Raw genomic sequence first — 19431 nt, 5'->3', positions numbered from 1 at the left:
TTACTCTGTAATCAGAAGAAAAAATCGAATATGTGACTAAGGTAGATGTTTTAGCTCGGGGGGACACGGCCAAGGGATAATATGACGCACTCTGTTGCTGTTAACCCTTTAATCTGGTCTAACCATCTAGAAATCAATGGTTTTTCACAGCAAAAAAACTAAATAGCAAAACTGAATTCCCGTCAGAATATGCTTTATTCAAAACAGATAAAAAATCTACATTCGCATAATTATGTAGTGTTTTTGTTAATTTCTGACTAAAGCAAGGTTCTAAGCGATTTTCTCCAATTTTTCCAAGCGATTTTCCAGGCTGACACTCACTCTGAAACGCCCCCGAACCCCAAGCTGACTCAGAAACGGTCGCAGTCTGCTGGCTGGAAGCTGAAGACGCAGGCCTTCATCCGTATACACCAGCACAGCACTGGCAGCACCAGAGTAATGCTGAAGGAAGGTTTGGTAAGGAATGTTGACTGAAAAGGTGTATCTCTTCATGTAAACAGGCCATCAGACAGATAAAAAGAAAGCTCCCTTTTTGGGGGAGCTTTCTGATTAAAGCAAATCAGGCTTATTGTTCAAGAGCTTTTTCCACTTTCTCGAACAAATCTCTCGCCAGATTTTCCAGTTTCGCCAGTTGTTCCAGTTCGGCACGCATCAGCGCCTGACGAGCCTCGTCGTACAGACGATACTTCAGGAAAGGTTCAATCAGTCGGGAAGCCACCTGAGGATTCGAACTGTTCAGTGCCGTCAGAATCTCAGTCAGGAAACGATAACCGCTGCCGTCTTTCGCATGGAAACGAACCGGGTTATTCGCACAGAAGCTTGCAACCAGACTACGCGTCCGGTTCGGGTTCTTCAGGCTGAATGCCGGGTGCTTCATCGTTTCACGAACATTGACCAGTGAATCAGCCGCTGGATTTTTACCCTGCAGAATAAACCACTTATCCATGACCAGACCATCATGACTCCATTTGCTGCTGAAATCGGCCATCTGAGCTTCACGGCAAGCCAGTTGCGCTTCATTCGCAGCACTCATCGCAGCAATTGTGTCCGTCATATTGTCGGCTTGAGCGTACTGAGCAGACACCAGTTTTTCACCCTGCTCGGTATAAGCCAGATAAGCCAGGCAGCGATTGCGCAGCGAACGTTTTGCTATCGCATCATGAGTAATGTTGTACCCGCTTTGTGACAGAGAGTGATAGATAGCAGACAACTCATCTTCCAGCGCTGAGGCAAGGATCTCTTCGATCTGAGCCAGCACTGTGTGGATCGCATCGACATCTACCCGCTCATACCAGCCGGCGACTTCATTTTCACTCGGCAGTGTCAGCATTTCAGCAATGAAAGCAGGATCCAGTTTTTCATCCAGCAGTGCACCACGGAATGCATCAACCACATTTTCCGGGAAGACTATGGCATTACCTGCCTGAACGGCCAGGACATTGCTGCGGATATACTTCGCAAGCAGCATCTGACCAGCATCCCAGCGGGCAAATTCGTTGCGGGCATGTGTCATGAGGAAGACCAGCTCTTCATCGCTGTAATCATATTCAAGCACAACCGGCGCAGAGAACTCACGCAGCATTGAGATGACTGGCTTTTCGCTGACCTGCTCGAACTCGAAGGTTTGCTCAGCCTGAGTAACGTTCAGGACATGGTGCACCTTTTCACCGTTACGCTGTAACTCAATCACATCACCTTTGCTATCGTAAAGCTCAATATCAAACGGAATGTGCAGCGGCAGCTTCTCTTTCTGACCCGGCGTCGGTGCAGTCTGCTGCTTCACCGTGACAAGGTAACGTTTTCCATTAGCGTCATACTCTGTGCTGACGCTCAACACCGGTGTGCCTGACTGGCTGTACCACAGTCGGAACTGGCCAAGATCAACTCCGGAAGCATCTTCCATTGCCTGAACGAAATCATCACAGGTTGCAGCCGTGCCGTCGTGACGCTCGAAGTATAATTTCATTCCCGCCTGGAAGCCGTCTTCGCCCAGCAACGTATGCATCATCCGAATTACTTCACTGCCCTTCTCGTAAACGGTCAGGGTGTAAAAGTTATTCATCTCAATCACTTTTTCAGGACGGATTGGATGAGACATCGGGCCACGGTCTTCAGCAAACTGAGGACCACGCATGATACGAACATTATTGATTCGGTTCACCGGACGAGAACCCAGATCTGAAGAGAACTCCTGATCACGGAAGACCGTCAGACCTTCTTTCAGGCTCAGCTGGAACCAGTCGCGGCAGGTCACACGGTTCCCGGTCCAGTTATGGAAGTATTCGTGACCAATCACGGCCTCAATACCCAGGTAATCGGTATCTGTCGCTGTTGCCGGGTTCGCCAGAACGAATTTGGAGTTGAAGATATTCAGCCCCTTGTTTTCCATGGCGCCCATGTTGAAGAAATCAACGGCAACAATCATGTAGATATCCAGGTCATACTCAAGACCAAATCGCTCTTCATCCCATTTCATGGAATTGATCAATGACTGCATGGCATGCTCTGCGCGATCCAGATTGCCTTTATCGACAAAAATTTCCAGCGCGACGTCCCGGCCACTAACCGTTTGATAGCTGTCCCGAAGCACGTCGAAATCACCTGCAACCAACGCAAACAGGTAGCAAGGCTTCAGGAACGGATCCTGCCACTGAACCCAGTGGCGGCCATTGTCCAGATCACCATGACCAACTTTGTTTCCGTTGCTCAGCAGATAAGGGAAACTGGCTTTATCGGCGATGACTTTGGTTGTAAAACGGGCCAGTACATCCGGACGATCCTGGTAATACGTAATTCTGCGGAAACCCTCAGCTTCACACTGAGTACAGAAGCCGCCACCCGATTTGTACAAGCCTTCCAATGAGGTATTCGCTTCCGGATTTATCTCGGTCTCAATGGTCAGTTCAAATGCGGCGGGCAGTTCGCGAAGAATCAGACCACTTTCGGTCTGCTCAAAGTGCTGCCAGCTTTCGCCGTTAATTTCCAGCCGATGCAACACGAGCTCATCACCGTCCAGCTCCAGCGAAGTCACCCCTTCTGTTTGTTGCTTCACTTGACTGACAGCAATCACGCGGGTGGCAGTGTCGTGCAGGTCAAATGTCAGGTCGATATCCGTGATTGTGAAATCCGGCGCCTGATAATCTGCACGATATTTTGCAATCGGTTGTGCGGCAGTTGGTTGATCAGCCATTTCTATTCTTCCTTAGTCATCCATATTGGCAGTCTCGCCGTCAGGGGGAAGCCTTCCAAAATCATGCAAGGCCATCAGCCCTGATGCGTTTCAGTCATTGAAACACCAGCAGCGAAACTGAAACATTACAAAAACCAGCTCATGATGATGATAGCTGGCCATTCAGCGGATAAAGACAAGTCTCATTGCATCCTTACTGCCTGTGATACAAAAAAGGCAGACAAGTTTGCTTAAAAATGCGTCAACTATACTTAATAGTAATAGCTAAGCATGATCACATTTGGTCTTTTCTCTGAATTAAGACAAAATGTTAGCAGATAGCACTTGAGCTGAAAATCTTATCTTTTTACTTGTTACCCATCTCATGTCGCGTAACAATGGCAAGTCTGAAAAATTCCAACCTATGCACACTGCCCAAATAGATTGATTTTAGCCGTTTTAACAGGAATTACTCTGCAATATGAACCACATTATGCAACCTTGGATCATTGATTCACTGCTTGATACCGATGCCTACAAACTCCATATGCAGCAGGCAATCTTCCACCTTTATCCCGATGTAGACGCCGCCGCCGAGTTTCGTTGTCGCAGTGGCGAGGACCTCCGGCCATTCAAGGCTGAAATCAAAAGACAAATCGAACATATGGGTGAGCTGAAATTTACCCAGGAAGAAATTGAATACCTTGCTTCACTGCCTTTCTTCAAACAGGACTATCTGGATTACCTGAAAGACTTTCGTCTGAATCCTTCGCAGGTTGAAGTTGGGGAAGACGATGAACAACTCACGGTACGCATTCAAGGTAAATGGCTGGATCTGATTTTGTGGGAAGTTCCTTTACTTGCCATCATCTGCGAGCTCCGCTGTCATCACCATTATCCTCAATTGTCAGTTACTGATGCCATTGAGCAGTTGAAACATAAACTGGCCCATTTTGATGAGCTTGGCCGTGATACAGATACCAGTCATTTTTCACTGGTTGACTTTGGTACCCGGCGCCGTTTTTCAAAAGATGTGCACTACGCAGTCGTGAATTACCTGAAACAGCATTTTCCTCACCTGAGCGGCACGTCAAACTACCATCTTGCCCGGACACTCAACCTGACACCCATTGGTACACAGGCCCATGAATGGTTCCAGGCACATCAGCAACTGGCGGGTGAACTTGCAGATTCACAACAGCTGGCCCTCAACCGCTGGTTACAGGAATACCCGGATAGCCTGGGGATTGCCCTCACCGACTGCATCAACATGGATGCTTTCCTGCGCGATTTTGACCTGCGTTTATCCCAGCGATTTACCGGACTTCGTCACGACAGTGGCGATCCGATCGCCTGGGGTGAAAAAGCCATAGCCCACTATGAAGCACTGGGTCTGGATCCGAAGAGTAAAACGCTGGTGTTCTCAGACAGCCTGACACTGGAACGTGCACTGACCATTTACCAGCATTTCTATGAGCGTATCAACGTCAGCTTTGGGATTGGCACCAGCATGACGTGTGATTTACCGGGTGTGAAAACTTTAAACATTGTTTTGAAGCTGACTGAATGTGAAGGACGGCCGGTGGCCAAAATTTCAGATGAACCGGGTAAAAGTATTTGTCATGATGAAGCCTATCTTGATCAGCTGAGACAAGCATTTAAAATTGCCAACGATTAACTGCACTTAAATCGTTCCCAAAAAAGAGAGGCTATTTCAGCCTCTCTTTGCTTTCTGATAAATGAAGTTGACTTACTGACGTTGCATGACTGCTTCCATACCAAACTGTTTATTCGTCAGGGTGAGTGTGTTATCTCCCCCTAACTTGAAATGACTGTCGTGCTGACCATCTTCATAAATCAGGACGATCCGATCGTCCTCAAGATAATAGATACCTTTGTGCTCGATTTGCTTCCCGTCCTTACCAATCACCTGAGCCGAAAACAGAAAGTCAGGCCGTAACGATAACTTCAGTTCCGATACCCGTTTATCGACATCCTGGCCTTTAATCATGGACGAGCGCCAACGGCCCGGCAGATTTTCGGGGGCTAATTTTGTAAAACGGGCCCCATCCAGCAGGAACTGGTTATAACTGAGTACATATTCATGCTGCTGTGCAGGCTGGCCGGCTGAGTTCATCGTCAGTGTTGTTTCGTCAATATCGTACTTCCCTTCCCACTCATCAATACGCCCGTCTGTACGGAGCAGCCGCACCTTAAAATGGTATGCAGAATTGAACTTGATATTCATTGCACGATAGTGAATCCCCTCACTTTCGACGCCTTCATCCGTGGTACTGAACCAATACCAGTCTCCCAATAACAGCGGATAGTCAAACTCTGTCAGATCATCCGCAGTGACAGTGTAACTCCATGTAAACAGACTCAATATGAATGATAAAAAGATGGAACGCAGCATGATAGTACCCCTGACAAATACCAGCCCCTACTATTCAAACTAGCCCTCGTTTTTGTTTCTCGCGCAAGAATATGACAAGCGTCACAAGTATTCCTCACCCTGTTTCAAATCTGAGACGACAGCATGCGGATGACAAGGCCTTGACAGGAAAGAAAGTGTTGATGGATGTCTCGTCTTTTCAGAAGACAAAAAAAACGGCACAACTGATGTGTGCCGTTGATAGGATGTTGCGTCGGATCAGTGAAGCATTAACTCTGCTCAGCCTTGACTAAGTCAGCAGTAATGGCAACTGCTTCGTCCAGGTAAGCATCAGGTGCTTCATAATCCTTCGGTACATCTTTGAGTGCCAGGAATGGTTTTTTGCCCAGTGCTTTTTGACGGACATTCAAACGATCCAGACGTTCTCTTTCTTCTTTATCCTGCTCTGCTCGCCGTTTGCTCTCATTCAACGATAAAGTATTGTTGTCTTTTTCAGCTTTATACTTCGCAATATCGTCAAAGATAAAGCCAAACTCTCTGTCGCTTTTAATGCGTTGCATGTGCTTCGCACGCAAAGAAGGCAGTAATGGCGAGAAGTCATACATCTTCTGATAGCCCGCAGGCTTAATGCTATCCCAAGGTAAAGCATTGTCTTCTACGCTTTCACCTGTATCCGCAGGATCAACTGCAGTCGGGAAGCTAATATCCGGGACAACACCAAGATTCTGAGTACTACCGCCATTAATGCGATAGAACTTTTGAATCGTGTACTGAACATGACCCAGCGGCTTATCAAACAGATCGTAGATATGATTCAGAGAACGGTGTTGCTGAACGGTTCCTTTACCAAAGGACTGCTCACCAATAATGACGGCACGGCCATAATCCTGCATTGCTGCTGCAAAAATCTCAGATGCAGAAGCACTGTAACGGTTAATCAGAACCGTCAGCGGACTATCGAAATACACACGATCGTCAGAATCGCCATTCACTTTGACCCGGCCGTAACTATCGCGAACCTGCACCACAGGACCACTGTCAATAAACAGTCCGGTCAATGCCGTGGCTTCAGTCAGTGCACCACCACCATTATTTCGCAGATCAATCACGATCCCGTCAACTTGCTGCTTGTTCAGCTTGGCCAGTTCTTTCTTGGTGTCTTCGGAAAGTCCCACGTAGAAACTTGGGATTTCAAGAATGCCGATCTTGCGTCCCTGATAAACTTCGACTGAAGATTTCGCTGCTCTGTCTTCAAGGCGAATTTTATCGCGAACAATTGTGACACTGTAACTCTTGGCGTTACTGCCCTCAGGCAATATCTCCAGACGAACTTTACTGCCTTTCGGGCCTTTGATCAGCTGCACAACGTCGTCAAGGCGCCAGCCAACAACGTCGATCATCTCTTTCCCTTCCTGGCCAACACCGATAATCCGGTCTCCGGCAGCAAGTTTTTTCGAGTTGGACGCCGGGCCACCAGCAACCAGTGAACGAATCACCGTATATTCGTCATCGACTTGCAGAACCGCACCAATCCCTTCAAGAGACAAGTTCATTTCAGACTGGAATTGCTCAGCGCTGCGAGGTGAAAGATAACTGGTATGCGGATCAACTTCACGCGCGAAAGCGTTCATGTAAAGCTGGAATACGTCTTCACTGTGGCTTTGAGTCAGACGCTTCAGTGCGTTGTTATAACGCTTACTCAATGTCTCCTGGATGTCTTTCCAGTCTTTGCCCGCCAGTTTGAGATTCAGTTCATCCGATTTAACCCGCTCACGCCAAATCTCATTCAGCTCAGCCCGGTCTTTTGGCCATGCCAGTTCAGATCGATCAATCACCATATCTTCGTTCACACTAAAAGACATGGGTTTATCCAACAGACTTAATGCATATTGATAACGATCAAAACGACGTTTGAGGACAGTATTGAAGATATCGTAGGCTGCGGTGGTTTCCCCCCGCTTCAGTTGATCATCCAGCTGAAACTTCCATTGGTCAAACTGCTGAATATCAGACTTTGTCAGAAAGCTTTTGTTGTAGTCCAGCATTTCCAGATAACGATCGAAAATGTGGGCTGAGAATTGGTCATCAAGTGAGAATTGGCGATAGTGAGATCGAGTAAACCGTGAGGCTACTCGCTTACTGGCGGTCGCATGCTGTTTTTCAGGTGTTAAAACAGGCAATTCACTTTGAGTATGTGTGGCTTCCAGGGCCTGGGCTGATGCTGCCAGCACGATGCCGGCAGCGATCAGTGAGAAACGGAATCGACATTTCATACGTCGAGCATTCTCCTTTACGAACGAAGGTGCTCCGCTTTCACAACCATGGTCAGGCCATTAGTCAGACGGACACGCACATCGTCCTTATTAATTTCCACAATTGTTGCCGGCATGTTGCCATTGCCCATATTGACACTGACATCCTTACCAACTTTCACTTCATCAGAAGACAAAGCGCGAGTTGTTTCTACCGGCTTCTTATCTAGCTTAGACGTTTTTGGCTTCACGTTTCTAGCTTTAGGCGATTTTGCTCGAACTTTCTTTGGCTTAGCGTCACCTTCTGAGGCGGCTTTCGCTGCTGCCTGTTCTTTACGACGGGCACGAACTTTAGCTTTGCTTTCTTCAAGCGCTTTCTGTGCGTGCTCGACATGTTCCTGTTCTAACACACCACACTCATTGCCATCAAGGTCAATACGGCTAGCACCGGCTTTGACACCATGAAGATAACGCCAGGAAGAAGTGTACTGACGAAGCGCTGCTCGCAGCTGAGTTTTGCTGACTTTAGGATCGTCACTCAGTCGTTCAGCGAGGTCTTGGAAGATACCAATTTTTAATGGTTTAGCTTCACCTTCAACAGTAAAACACTTTGGAAATTGCTCAGCAATATAGGCAATCACTTCTTTACTGTTCGTTAACTTTTCAGAGTTTTCCATGGAATTTCCTGACAAAGCGAGAGTATCTCGCTGTTAGTGCTTTTTAATTAAAACCAATAAGTGCGGGCTATTATAATTACCTAATACTGAAAAACCACCGAAAGCATACAATTAGAGCTTAATTTGTAGTTCCTCAATGAATGAAACTAGTCCGTCTTCATCTTCCTGGTCAAATCTTGACAGACTTGGGCTATCAATATCCAACACGCCGTACAACTGGCCCTTCACAGAGAATGGAATCACGATCTCAGAATTACTGGCCGCATCGCATGCAATGTGACCTTCAAATTGATGAACATCACTCACTCGCAGCACTTTATTCTCAGCGATTGCGGTACCACAAACACCCCGCCCCACAGGTATACGAACACAAGCAGGATTGCCCTGGAATGGGCCCAGCACCAATTCATTATCTTTCAGTAAATAGAAACCTACCCAGTTAATATCCTCTAACTCCATGTTGAGTAAGGCACTAATATTAGAAATATTAGCAATGATATCGGTTTCCCCGTCAACCAGTGCCACTGCCTGTTGGGTTAAACGCCGGTAGAATGCAGATTTATTTTCCATGGCTTACTCCTTATATAGCCGCTAAAATGGCACCCTTTCATAGAAATAGGAATCATTATCATAGTGAAAGACTCAACGAATCAAATGATTAACTGGTCATGGCTGATAAAGCAAGCAAAACATCATAAAAACAGGTTAATCGCTGCCAATATCATCGCAGTTGTTGCCACGCTGATCAGCGTCCCGATTCCACTGCTCATGCCGCTGATGGTGGATGAAGTTCTCCTGCAACAACCCGGCAAAGGTGTCGCTCTCCTCAACAACTTTCTTCCTGAAGCCTGGCAAACATCAGCGGCCTACATTGTACTGGTCCTGCTGATGGTCGTGCTGATGCGTTCCGCAAGCCAGGCACTGAACATTTTGCAGAGCCGGCAATTCACCCTGGTCGCGAAAAATATCACTTATCAGATGCGACGCCATCTGATTGATAAGCTGGGCCGGATCAGCATGCGCCAGTATGAAGAACGAGGAAGCGGCGGGATCACGTCTCATCTGGTCACCGATGTCGAAACAATTGATAAGTTTGTCGGTGACACACTCAGCCGATTCCTGATTGGTATCCTGACCGTCACCGGTACAGCCGTTGTGCTGCTCTGGCTGAACTGGGAACTCGGGCTGTTCATCCTTCTGGTCAATCCGGTGGTCATATATACTTCGCGAAAAATGGGGAACCGGGTCAAACACCTGAAACGCAAAGAAAACCAGGCGTTTGAAAAATTTCAGCAACGACTGGTCGAGACCCTCGACGGGATTTATCAGCTGCGGGCAGCAAACCGTGAACGGGACTTTCTGGCCAATCTGAAAGAACATGCCAACAGTATCCGCCACAATGCTGACAAGTATGCCTGGCAGTCTGAAGCCGCCGGACGCGTCTCTTTCCTGCTGTTTCTGATTGGTTTCGAACTGTTTCGGGCCGCTGCGATGCTGATGGTCCTGTTCAGTGATTTAACCGTCGGCCAGATGTTCGCCGTCTTTGGCTACCTCTGGTTTATGCTGAGTCCGGTGCAGGAATTATTGGGGATCCAATTTGCCTGGTACGGTGCTTCTGCGGCGATGCAACGGCTGAATCATCTGATTGCTCTCGAAGAAGAAGTACGTCCGGTTGCGAAAGTAGACCCGTTCAGCGCAGGTGAACACATTGCCATAGAGATCAATAACCTTGATTTCTCCTATGATGAAGATAAGAAGGTTTTGAATGGTCTGAACTTGTCTTTGCCGGCCGGGAAACGAGTTGCTTTGGTGGGCGCATCCGGTGGTGGTAAATCGACGCTGATTCAGTTGCTGCTTGGCATCTATCAGAAAGACAGCGGCGATATTCTGATTAACGGCCATCCGGTAGAAGACGTCAGCTATGAAGCGCTGCGGGAAAAAATGGCTGTTGTGTTACAACAACCGGTTTTGTTCAATGACACACTGCGGAACAACCTGTCTCTGGGCGCTGATTACAAAGATGAACAATTGTGGCAGGCGCTTGAAATCGCGCAGTTAACGGATGTGACACAACGTCTGAGTGAAGGACTGGAAACTCAGATCGGACGTCAGGGAATTCGCTTATCCGGCGGACAACGTCAGCGTCTGGCAATCGCGCGGATGATCCTGACCAACCCGGATTTCGTGATTCTGGATGAAGCAACGTCTGCACTGGATACGGCCACAGAAGCTGCCCTGCATACAGCCCTGAACGATTTCTTGTATGACAAAACCACATTGATCGTGGCGCACCGTCTGTCGGCAGTAAAGCAGGCTGATATCATTTATGTTCTGGAAGACGGACAGGTCAGTCAGACCGGTACGCATTCCGAACTGGTCAATACAGCCGGTCTATATCAGACCCTGTACGGCTCAGCCCAATCCAGCGAGACTGAACAACCGTTGAATAACGCGGGCCTGACAGTAGCCAGGATCAATACAAAATAATATAGTGTCGCCAGTTCAAGCAGTTAACCGGAATAAAGAGGACGGAACCATCCATGTCGACAGTAAGACTCTGCCCTTGCTGTGATTTGCCTTTAACCCCGATGGTGACACCCCGGGGCCAAAGTGCATTCTGTCCTCGCTGCGAATCACGCCTGTACCGGGGAGGCATGCCCTCCCTGCGTGGCGACCTGGCGATTGCCGTCACTGGGCTGATATTGTTTCTGCCAGCCCATCTGTATCCCTTGATTACAATACGCCTGTTCGGTGTGATGATTCCGGCAACCATTCCTTCAGGCACTTTCACGCTTGCGGCTGACTTTCCTGCCGTGGCAGCTCTGATCCTGTTTTGCAGTACAATCGCGCCTTTTTTGGTCTTTCTCGCTGTACTCGGCGTCCAGCTGGGTCTGGCGAAAAGACAGCTCACACTCTTTAAACGTTCATTGTGGTGTATCGAAAAACTGAAACACTGGGCCATGTTTGATGTTTATCTCGTCAGCCTCGGGATTGCCTGTTTCAAAGTCAAAGATTACGCCGACATTTATGCTGGCCCCGGACTGTTTTGTCTGGTGAGCATGCAACTGCTCATGGTCATCATGCTGACCCGCATCCACGTGAAACGGTACTGGGAGCTCTGGCAGCCGGAAACCGAACACCGGGGAACCAGACTAAAGTTACATTGTCACACTTGCCACATGAGTCAGGCCGAAGGTGAATATTGTCAGCGCTGTCACAGCCCGATTCACTATCGCGCCCCTCATTCCATTCAGAAGACCTGGGCATTTCTCATCACGGGTGCAATTTTTATCATCCCGGCCAACGTCTACCCGATTTCGATTTTCCTCAATAATGGCAAACGTCTCGAAGATACTATTCTGTCCGGAGTTGCCACCCTGATTAATACCGGCATGGAAGGCATTGCCGCGCTGATATTCTTTGCCAGTATCGTTGTTCCGATCGCGAAAATACTCGGACTGGCATTCATCCTTCTGTGTATTCATTTCAAAAGAAATATCAATCATATTTACCGAATGAGGATGTACCGTATTATTCAATGGATTGGTAAATGGTCCATGATGGACCTGTTCGTCATTTCCATCATGGTCGCACTGATTGACCGTGGCCAAATTCTTGATTTCACGCCAGGCCCTGGCGCGATTGCCTTTGCTACGGTTGTGGTACTGACCATGTTAGCCGCAGAAAGTCTGGATCCTCGTCTGATTTGGGATAACTATGACAAAAAATAACTACCCTCCACAGTCTCCGTTTGGTCCGCCTGTCGGCCCGCAGCAACCACAGCCGGTCAATGTCAAAAGAGACAGGCAAATCTCTCCGCTGTGGATTCTCCCGCTTCTGGCGCTGGGACTGGCCGCCTGGCTTGTTTTTCAGGCAGTCAGTGAAGCCGGACAGCGGATTACAATTCACTTTGAAGATGCCGCCGGTCTGATTGCAGGCCGGACAACAATTCGTTATCAGGGTCTGGAAGTCGGGATTGTCCGGGATGTCAAACTGTCTGAAGATCTGCACAGTATCTATGTCACGGCCGACATCTACCCGGAAGCGGTGCAGATCCTGCGAAAAGGCACCCGTTTCTGGCTGGTGAAACCGAAAGCCTCCATTACTGGTATCAGCGGACTGGATGCATTGGTCTCCGGCAACTACATTGCGTTGCTGCCCGGACGAGGGGAACCAACCAATGAATTCACGGCTCTGGACAGCCAGCCCGCAGAAACACCGGCTGGGGACGGCCTGACGATTCAGCTTCAGGCGCCCGATTTAGGCTCAGTGTCAGTGGGCGCGCAGGTTTACTATAAAAAAATCCCGGTGGGTGAAGTCTATAACTACACCCTGAGTAATAATAAGAAACGTGTTCTGATTGATGTGCTGATTCAGCCTCAGTATGCCAATCTGGTGACGAACAAAAGCCGCTTCTGGAACGTCAGTGGTGTCAGCGCCAATATTGGCTTAAATGGCGTGGATGTTCAGTTTGAAAGCTTGTCTGCGCTGATTGCAGGCGCCATCGCTTTTGACTCCCCTGACGAAGGTTTACCGATCCAGCCAAATCACCTGTTTCGGCTCTATCCGGACCTGAATACCGCCGGACGAGGGATCGCCATTACCATCGAATTACCGGATAACAACAATATCAGTGCTAGTGGTGCACCCATTGTGTACCGGGGATTGCAGATTGGTCAGATTTCCGACCTGCGTCTTGATCGTCAACGAAAACGCATTATTGCCAGTGCAGCCATCGAACCCAGCATGAGCGACCTGCTCACAACGGGCACCAGCATGCTGCTGGAAGAAGCCGATCTGTCCCTGAGTGGCGTCAAAAACCTCGGGAATCTGATTAAAGGGAACTTCCTCACCCTGCTCCCGGGGGAAGGCGAACCGTCGCGTCAGTTTCAAGCTTTCACTCAGGAACAGCTGGAAGAAAAACGTCCCGGTGCAGCCAGTATCCAGTTGAGTGCAGACCAAAGCTATGGCATCAGCAGAGGCACCAAAGTCACGCACAAAGGCATGACAGTCGGCAGCGTAAAACAGGTCATTCTGGATAAAGACAAGGTGCGTTTTGACATCATTATCAAGCCTGAATATACCGCACTGGTCCGCAGTCAAAGCCGATTCTATATTGATGGTGGCATCCAGGCTGATATCAGCCCGGAAGGGATTAATGTGTCAGTCCCGCCGGCAGAGCAACTGATCAGCAACAGCATTGCTTTCACCAGCGCAGGCCAAAGCCCAATGCGCCGGCATTATCAATTGTTCAAAAATCAGTCGCTGGCCCGGCTTGCAGGCAATCAGCAACAAGGCAGTACAACCATTCAGCTTTTTGCTGATGCCTTGCCTTCAGTCAGTGAAGGCAGCCCGGTTCTCTATCGCAACCTGCCGGTTGGGAAAGTCAGGCAATACGCCCTGACCCGTGACGGTGTCACAATCAAACTGGCAATTCAAAACCAGTATCGCCATTTAATTACAGCCAGCAGTGTATTCTGGAATCAGTCTGGTGTGGAAGTTGAGGCTGGCCTGAGCGGCGTCAACATCAAAGCCAGCCCTTTGGCTTCCCTGATTAAAGGCGGCATTGCTTTTGACAGCATGAGCGGCATTCCAAACCGGGTCGGCAAGCAGTTCAAACTCTTTGCCAGCCTGAAAGATGCCAAGGAATTCGGCACTCAGATCAGCCTGACCGCCAGCCATGCAAAAGGCATCTCGGCCGGTACCAATATTCAGTTTCAGGGGGTTGTGGTCGGTAAAGTCCTGACGCTGACACCTGATTTTAAAACCGGACTGGTGACCATCAATGCCCGACTCTTCCCGCAATTTGCAGATTCACTGACCCGAACCGAAACGCACTTCTGGCTGGTGGCACCGAAGATTGACCTCACCGGAGTGAAGAATCTCGACAGTATCCTTCGCAGTTATATCGAAGTAGAACCCGGAGAAGGAAACTATCGCCAGACGTTTACACTTTCCGAACAAGCCAGCGAAACCTTTAATGGCCTGACCGTCATATTGGAAAGCGTTGCCCGCGCATCCGTGCGTCCCGGCACGCCCTTGTTATTCAGAGACATTCAGGTGGGCCAGGTCAGTAATGTGGCCTTGGGTGAGCTGGCAGACCGGGTTTTGATTGAAGCGCAAATCGAACCTGATTTCCGCCATTTGGTCCGGGCCGATACTGTGTTCTGGAATACTTCCGGATTAGATGTCAGCCTGGGACTGACCGGCGCCAGTATTCAGGCAGGAACAGTGGATACGCTGATTCGGGGCGGGATTGCCCTGGCAACACCAGAGGGACAGCCGCTCTCTGCTCCGGCTCAGACAGGCACCCATTTCCTGCTGCACGAGAAAGCCAATCCTGAGTGGAAAAAATGGCGCACTGCCATTCCAGCTGAGTAAGGAGTCAACAACCCATCCCTCACAGGCAAGCCGGTGTGCTTGCCTGTTTCGTATCTGCCGGATCTCAGCCAGACCGGGCTATATCCAACCGCCGGTTTGTTATAGACTTGCCGCCTCTGCATTCTAACTGAGATAAAGCAAGTGCATCAGTCCATTTATATTCCAGACGACTTCATTCACCACATTCGCCAGATTTTGCCAGATGGTCTGGATATGGACAGCTTTCTCGCCTGCTGCCGCACCCCGCTTCGGCGCAGTATCCGGGTTAACACCCTGAAAATTTCAGTGTCCGATTTTCTGGAGCGTATCCGGGACAAAGACTGGCAGCTCACGCCAATCCCATGGTGTCAGGAAGGCTTCTGGATTGACTACGATGAAACCAGAACTGAATCACTCGGCAATACCCCCGAACATCTGGCCGGACTTTTCTATATTCAGGAAGCCAGTTCCATGTTGCCCGTCACCGCATTGCTGACGGATAACGACCAGATTGGCTGCGTGCTCGATATGGCTGCAGCGCCCGGTTCAAAAACCACTCAGATCGCGGCAGCAATGCAGCATGAGGGAGCGCTGGTTGCCAATGAGCTGTCTGCCAGCCGCATCAAGGTTCTTCATGCAAACCTGCAACGCTGTGGCGTTTCCAACACGGCACTGACTCATTTCGACGGCAAAGTGTTTGGCAGCTGGACGCCAGAAGCTTTCGACAGCATCCTGCTGGACGCACCATGCTCAGGCGAAGGCGCGATTCGGAAAGATGAAGATGCAATGGCGAACTGGAGCCTGGCACATATCGAGGAAATCGCAGCAATCCAGCGTGATTTAATTGTCAGTGCTTTTCAGGCGTTGAAACCTGGGGGGGTTATGGTGTATTCCACCTGTACCCTGAACCGGACAGAAAACCAGGGTGTCTGCCTTTATCTGAAAGAGACCTTTGGTGAGGCCGTTGCGTTTGAACCGCTGAGTGAACTCTTCGAGGGCGCAGAAAAAACCTGTACTGAAGAAGGCTTTTTGCATGTTTTCCCGCAGGTTTACGACAGTGAAGGCTTTTTCGTGGCACGCATCCGCAAACTCGCCCCCGTTGAAACCGAGCAGCCCCAAAAACGGAAAGCCAAATTCCCTTTTTCCCCGGCTTCCCACAAAGAAAGTGAGCAGATTCTGAACCAGTTAAATCAGGATCTTTCACTCCGGGTTCCGGATGACCGGGAACTCTGGCTTCGTGATCAGGAAATCTGGCTCTTCCCTGCCCGGCTTCGCCCGCTACTGGACAATATTCGTTTTCAGCGTATTGGCATTAAACTGGCTGAACAACATAAAAAAGGTTACCGCTGGCAACATGAAGCCATCATGACACTGGCAACAGGCAAAGAACCGCAATGTATTGCTCTGACTGAGGCCCAAGCCAATGAGTGGATCATGGGCCGCGATATCCGACCGGAAACGATGACAGGCAAAGGTGAAGTCATTGTTACCTATCAGGATTTCCCGTTCGGATTGGGGAAATGGGTCGGCAGCCGCATTAAAAACGGCATGCCCAGAGAACTGGTCCGAGATACGGGTTTATCTGGGAATCGCTGTTAAATTCGGAGCAGATGATTAATTAATGGTTCTATCTCAGTAGCCTTGGCTGTCTCAGGGCTAAAACTGGCAAAAAATACTGTGTGAACTAAGATTGATATTGTAATTGATCTCCATTTACAAACCAGTTAGCGCAAGGCTCTCACGAGCCATTCCCCTAAGCCCGAAACAGGAGTCGTTTCGGGCTATTTTTTATCTGATTTTCAGAGACTTGCCTTTCAGGTTATTCGTCTTCTTTGTACAGATATTCCTTTCCTTCAAAATTGTTGAACAAGTTACACAACTTTTTCAGCTTTTAGCTGCGTACTTCAAGTTTTATAGTGAGTCCCAAGTTCAGCAACTCCCCAGCATTTTTATTGAAGGAAGCGTGTTATGTCTAAAATTCTTGTTCTGAAATCCAGCATCCTTGGTGGTTACTCTCAATCGAATGCACTGATCGACCATCTGGTTAATACGAAAGCAGACGACATCTCAACCATTATTGAACGCGACCTGGTTGCTAATCCACTGCCTGTACTGGATGGCGAACTGGCTGGCGGTTTACGCGGCAGTGATAACCTGACTCAGCGTCAGCAAGAGACCATTGCCCTGTCAAACCAGCTGATTGAAGAAATTGAAGCCAGTGATACGCTGATCATTGGTGCGCCAATGTACAACTTCAGTATCCCGACGCAGTTAAAAAACTGGTTTGACTTAATTGCCCGTGCTGGTGTGACTTTCTCTTACACCGAAAATGGCCCTGTTGGCCTGCTGACCGACAAAAAAGTCATTGTTGTCACCTCTCGCGGTGGCATGCACCAAGGGAATGCAACGGATACAATGGTCCCTTACCTGAAAACGATTCTGGGCTTTGTTGGCATGACCGATGTTGAGTTCGTTTACGCCGAAGCGCTGAACATGGGTGATGAAATGGCAAGCAAAGGCCTGAATCAAGCCAAAGCTCAAATTGAAACCTTAGCTGTTTAAGCACCGTCCTTGTACGCGTACTTGCCTTTTCAAAAAAAGCCGCCTTTGCGGCTTTTCTTTTTAATCAAGTGCCATAAAAAAAGCTGCGCCTGAGCGCAGCTTCCTTCATGATTCATTTGAACCGCGTTATTCACCCATTTACTTGGTTGGGCGACTCGCCAGTTCAGTTCGTTTTTGTTCTTTGAGCAGTTTACTGGCTTCACGGCGCTCTTTAGACAACTCGGCACTGATAATAATGTGGTCATCAACACGATCTTCATAATCGCCTTTCATTGTCTCAATGATGCTGACAATTTCATCATGTGACATTTCAGGCTGAATATAGTCAATCAGGTTTTCAAGCAGTTCGACACGCTTGCGGTTGTCTCTGATTTTACGGTCATTATCCAGAATTTCTCGTTTTAGCTTATTTCTGCGTCTGGCAAGCCGAACCAATTCCAGGATATTGTTCATGTTTTGTCCTTACTATGAAACTTGAAAGCCTTAATTAATCTGGGTTATATCAGAAACCCCTCTTGCTTCTCAAGTAAGATCTCAATGAAATCAATTCCCCCTTCATTTCATTGATCTCACTCAGGACTTCATTGTTTGAATCGCATATTTAACCAGACAATGATGTCATCATAGCTTGCCAATGTGATGACAGTTGTTTTTCATTTATGAGACAAGGAGTTAAAAAACAAATATGCGCATAGTTTCTTGTTAGGTGACTCACAAACTTCCGCTTAATTATTTGCTTTTGGTATATCAGAGCCTACTCTTTCCAGATACCAGTAGTGATTTGGCAAGATGCAATACGCGTGCAACACTTCTCGTCAAGGTTTTTTCTGAAGGCTGTTGTCCTGAAGCTAGCAGTACGTTGGCATTCACGTTAAAAAATTATTGGTTAGCTACGTAAGAGTTAGAGATTCAGGAGACAACATGTCTAAAGCAACAGGTACCGTTAAGTGGTTTAACGAAGAAAAAGGATTTGGTTTTATCACTCAGGATAACGGTGGCGCTGACGTATTTGTACACTTCCGCGCGATTATTGGTGATGGATTCAAGACACTGGCCGAAGGCCAAAAAGTGACCTATGACGTTGAGCAAGGCCAGAAAGGTCTGCAAGCGGCGAATGTCGAAAAAATATAAGTTAACAGAACGTTAGCGACCAAAAGGGCTGACTGGCCCTTTTTTTGTACCTGCACGTTATCCGGTCAGTCATCCGACCAATTTACGTTATTCATATCACTGCTAACCACTTGAATCCCTTTTCAAAATCCACCATAAGTGAAGCTAACATCACAATTACTCAGATTTTTTTAGGTGAAACTCACTATTTCCTTGCCGTCGACCTTGCAATATGGCCTAATGGGCCTGCCTATAATGCAACGCTATTTATGCAACAAAGTGAAAAGTATACTTCGTTACACCCGCTTCACCTTAAGCGCCGTTGTCCTGAAGAGCTACATCCTTGTCCATAAGCAATCCATTATGTTGGCATGAAGCACGCCCCTGGGCGTTATTGTTCCTAATATTTTCAGGAGACATCCTATGTCTAAAGCAACTGGTACTGTTAAGTGGTTTAACGACGAGAAAGGTTTTGGTTTCATCACTCAAGACAACGGCGGTGCTGACGTATTCGTTCACTTCCGTGCTATCACTGGTGAAGGCTTCAAATCTCTGGCTGAAGGTCAGAAAGTGAAGTTCGATATCGAGCAAGGCCAAAAAGGTCCTCAAGCTGCTAACGTTGAGCGCGTATAAGCCCTCTTCGTAAAAGAACATGATTGAGAGCGCCTTTGTGGCGCTCTTTTTGTTTTCCATGCCAATAAACACGCACCTGCCCGTTTCACTCTGCCTCACAATTTTTCTTTCCCGGAATTGAAGTTGAAACTTCATCACTTTCAATTTGCCGTCTGAACCCATCAAGCTGATCCGCCTTTGAAATATCCGTTTCATGTTTGCTCTTGCCCTCTAATTTTCCACCTTCGGCAACAGACCTCTTTTTCATGTCTTATATTAACTACACACGAGCAT

At 48.2% G+C, this 19431-nt stretch carries 16 protein-coding genes; 8 read left to right on the top strand and 8 right to left on the bottom strand.

Annotated elements, in window-relative coordinates; genetic code table 11:
- Nucleotides 1-270: 270 nt before the first annotated feature.
- Complete coding sequence (locus tag SPK40_RS03920) at nt 271-492, bottom strand: DUF2835 domain-containing protein (RefSeq protein WP_248140281.1); 222 nt, start codon at nt 490-492, stop codon at nt 271-273.
- A gap of 73 nt (nt 493-565) precedes the next feature.
- Nucleotides 566-3190 carry an aminopeptidase N gene (gene pepN, locus SPK40_RS03915; protein ID WP_330959499.1) on the bottom strand — a complete coding sequence of 875 codons (2625 nt, stop codon included), beginning with the start codon at nt 3188-3190 and terminating at the stop codon, nt 566-568.
- A 460-nt stretch (nt 3191-3650) separates the two neighbouring features.
- On the opposite strand from pepN, the gene pncB reads away from it, so the two are divergent.
- Nucleotides 3651-4847, top strand: a complete 1197-nt coding sequence (pncB, locus tag SPK40_RS03910) for a nicotinate phosphoribosyltransferase (RefSeq protein ID WP_371929385.1) — start codon at nt 3651-3653, stop codon at nt 4845-4847.
- A 72-nt stretch (nt 4848-4919) separates the two neighbouring features.
- Here pncB and SPK40_RS03905 read toward each other — a convergent pair whose 3' ends face one another.
- The 4 genes from SPK40_RS03905 to SPK40_RS03890 form a co-directional block, all read right to left on the bottom strand.
- The gene (locus SPK40_RS03905) at nt 4920-5585 is read right to left on the bottom strand and encodes a lipocalin family protein (protein WP_330959498.1); all 666 of its coding nucleotides are present in this window, start codon (nt 5583-5585) and stop codon (nt 4920-4922) included.
- Nucleotides 5586-5833: 248 nt separating this feature from the next.
- The gene (prc, locus tag SPK40_RS03900; RefSeq protein WP_248140273.1) at nt 5834-7837 is read right to left on the bottom strand and encodes a carboxy terminal-processing peptidase; all 2004 of its coding nucleotides are present in this window, start codon (nt 7835-7837) and stop codon (nt 5834-5836) included.
- A 17-nt stretch (nt 7838-7854) separates the two neighbouring features.
- On the bottom strand, nt 7855-8493 hold the full coding sequence (gene proQ, locus SPK40_RS03895; protein ID WP_248140271.1) for an RNA chaperone ProQ: 639 nt from the start codon (nt 8491-8493) through the stop codon (nt 7855-7857).
- A 111-nt stretch (nt 8494-8604) separates the two neighbouring features.
- Nucleotides 8605-9063, bottom strand: a complete 459-nt coding sequence (locus SPK40_RS03890) for a GAF domain-containing protein (RefSeq protein WP_248140268.1) — start codon at nt 9061-9063, stop codon at nt 8605-8607.
- An 84-nt stretch (nt 9064-9147) separates the two neighbouring features.
- On the opposite strand from SPK40_RS03890, the gene SPK40_RS03885 reads away from it, so the two are divergent.
- The 5 genes from SPK40_RS03885 to SPK40_RS03865 all read left to right on the top strand — a co-directional run bounded on the left by SPK40_RS03885 (nt 9148) and on the right by SPK40_RS03865 (nt 17415).
- A complete protein-coding gene (locus SPK40_RS03885) occupies nt 9148-10980 on the top strand; it encodes an ABC transporter ATP-binding protein (RefSeq protein ID WP_330959497.1) in 1833 nt (610 codons plus the stop codon).
- Nucleotides 10981-11033: 53 nt separating this feature from the next.
- Nucleotides 11034-12224, top strand: a complete 1191-nt coding sequence (locus tag SPK40_RS03880; RefSeq protein WP_248140265.1) for a paraquat-inducible protein A — start codon at nt 11034-11036, stop codon at nt 12222-12224.
- Nucleotides 12211-14874 carry an MlaD family protein gene (locus tag SPK40_RS03875; protein ID WP_330959496.1) on the top strand — a complete coding sequence of 888 codons (2664 nt, stop codon included), beginning with the start codon at nt 12211-12213 and terminating at the stop codon, nt 14872-14874. The genes SPK40_RS03880 and SPK40_RS03875 overlap by 14 nt, the downstream gene beginning before the upstream one ends.
- 141 nt (nt 14875-15015) lie before the next feature.
- Nucleotides 15016-16452, top strand: coding sequence for a 16S rRNA (cytosine(1407)-C(5))-methyltransferase RsmF (gene rsmF / locus SPK40_RS03870; protein WP_330959495.1), 1437 nt, complete (start codon nt 15016-15018; stop codon nt 16450-16452).
- 369 nt (nt 16453-16821) lie between these two features.
- A complete protein-coding gene (locus SPK40_RS03865) occupies nt 16822-17415 on the top strand; it encodes an FMN-dependent NADH-azoreductase (RefSeq protein WP_248140258.1) in 594 nt (197 codons plus the stop codon).
- Between the two features lie 138 nt (nt 17416-17553).
- Here the strand turns inward: SPK40_RS03865 and SPK40_RS03860 are convergent, their stop codons facing one another.
- Entirely contained in the window at nt 17554-17868 is a 315-nt protein-coding gene (locus tag SPK40_RS03860; protein WP_248140256.1) for a DUF496 family protein, read from the bottom strand.
- Nucleotides 17869-18336: 468 nt separating this feature from the next.
- Here SPK40_RS03860 and cspE (SPK40_RS03855) point away from each other — a divergent pair, with 468 nt between their 5' ends.
- Together cspE (SPK40_RS03855) and cspE (SPK40_RS03850) are read left to right on the top strand one after the other, a co-directional pair.
- Nucleotides 18337-18546 (top strand): transcription antiterminator/RNA stability regulator CspE, encoded by a 210-nt coding sequence (cspE, locus tag SPK40_RS03855; RefSeq protein WP_036752690.1) that lies wholly within the window; start codon nt 18337-18339, stop codon nt 18544-18546.
- Between the two features lie 402 nt (nt 18547-18948).
- Complete coding sequence (gene cspE / locus SPK40_RS03850) at nt 18949-19158, top strand: transcription antiterminator/RNA stability regulator CspE (RefSeq protein ID WP_036752693.1); 210 nt, start codon at nt 18949-18951, stop codon at nt 19156-19158.
- A gap of 85 nt (nt 19159-19243) precedes the next feature.
- Here cspE (SPK40_RS03850) and SPK40_RS03845 read toward each other — a convergent pair whose 3' ends face one another.
- Complete coding sequence (locus SPK40_RS03845; protein ID WP_330959494.1) at nt 19244-19405, bottom strand: hypothetical protein; 162 nt, start codon at nt 19403-19405, stop codon at nt 19244-19246.
- Nucleotides 19406-19431: the final 26 nt, after the last annotated feature.

It is taken from the genome of Photobacterium sp. 53610, from assembly GCF_036409375.1.
In the GTDB taxonomy this organism is placed as follows: Bacteria; Pseudomonadota; Gammaproteobacteria; order Enterobacterales; family Vibrionaceae; genus Photobacterium.
Note: the sequence above shows the minus strand (reverse complement) of the source record. Positions and strands in the feature narration are given on the sequence as shown.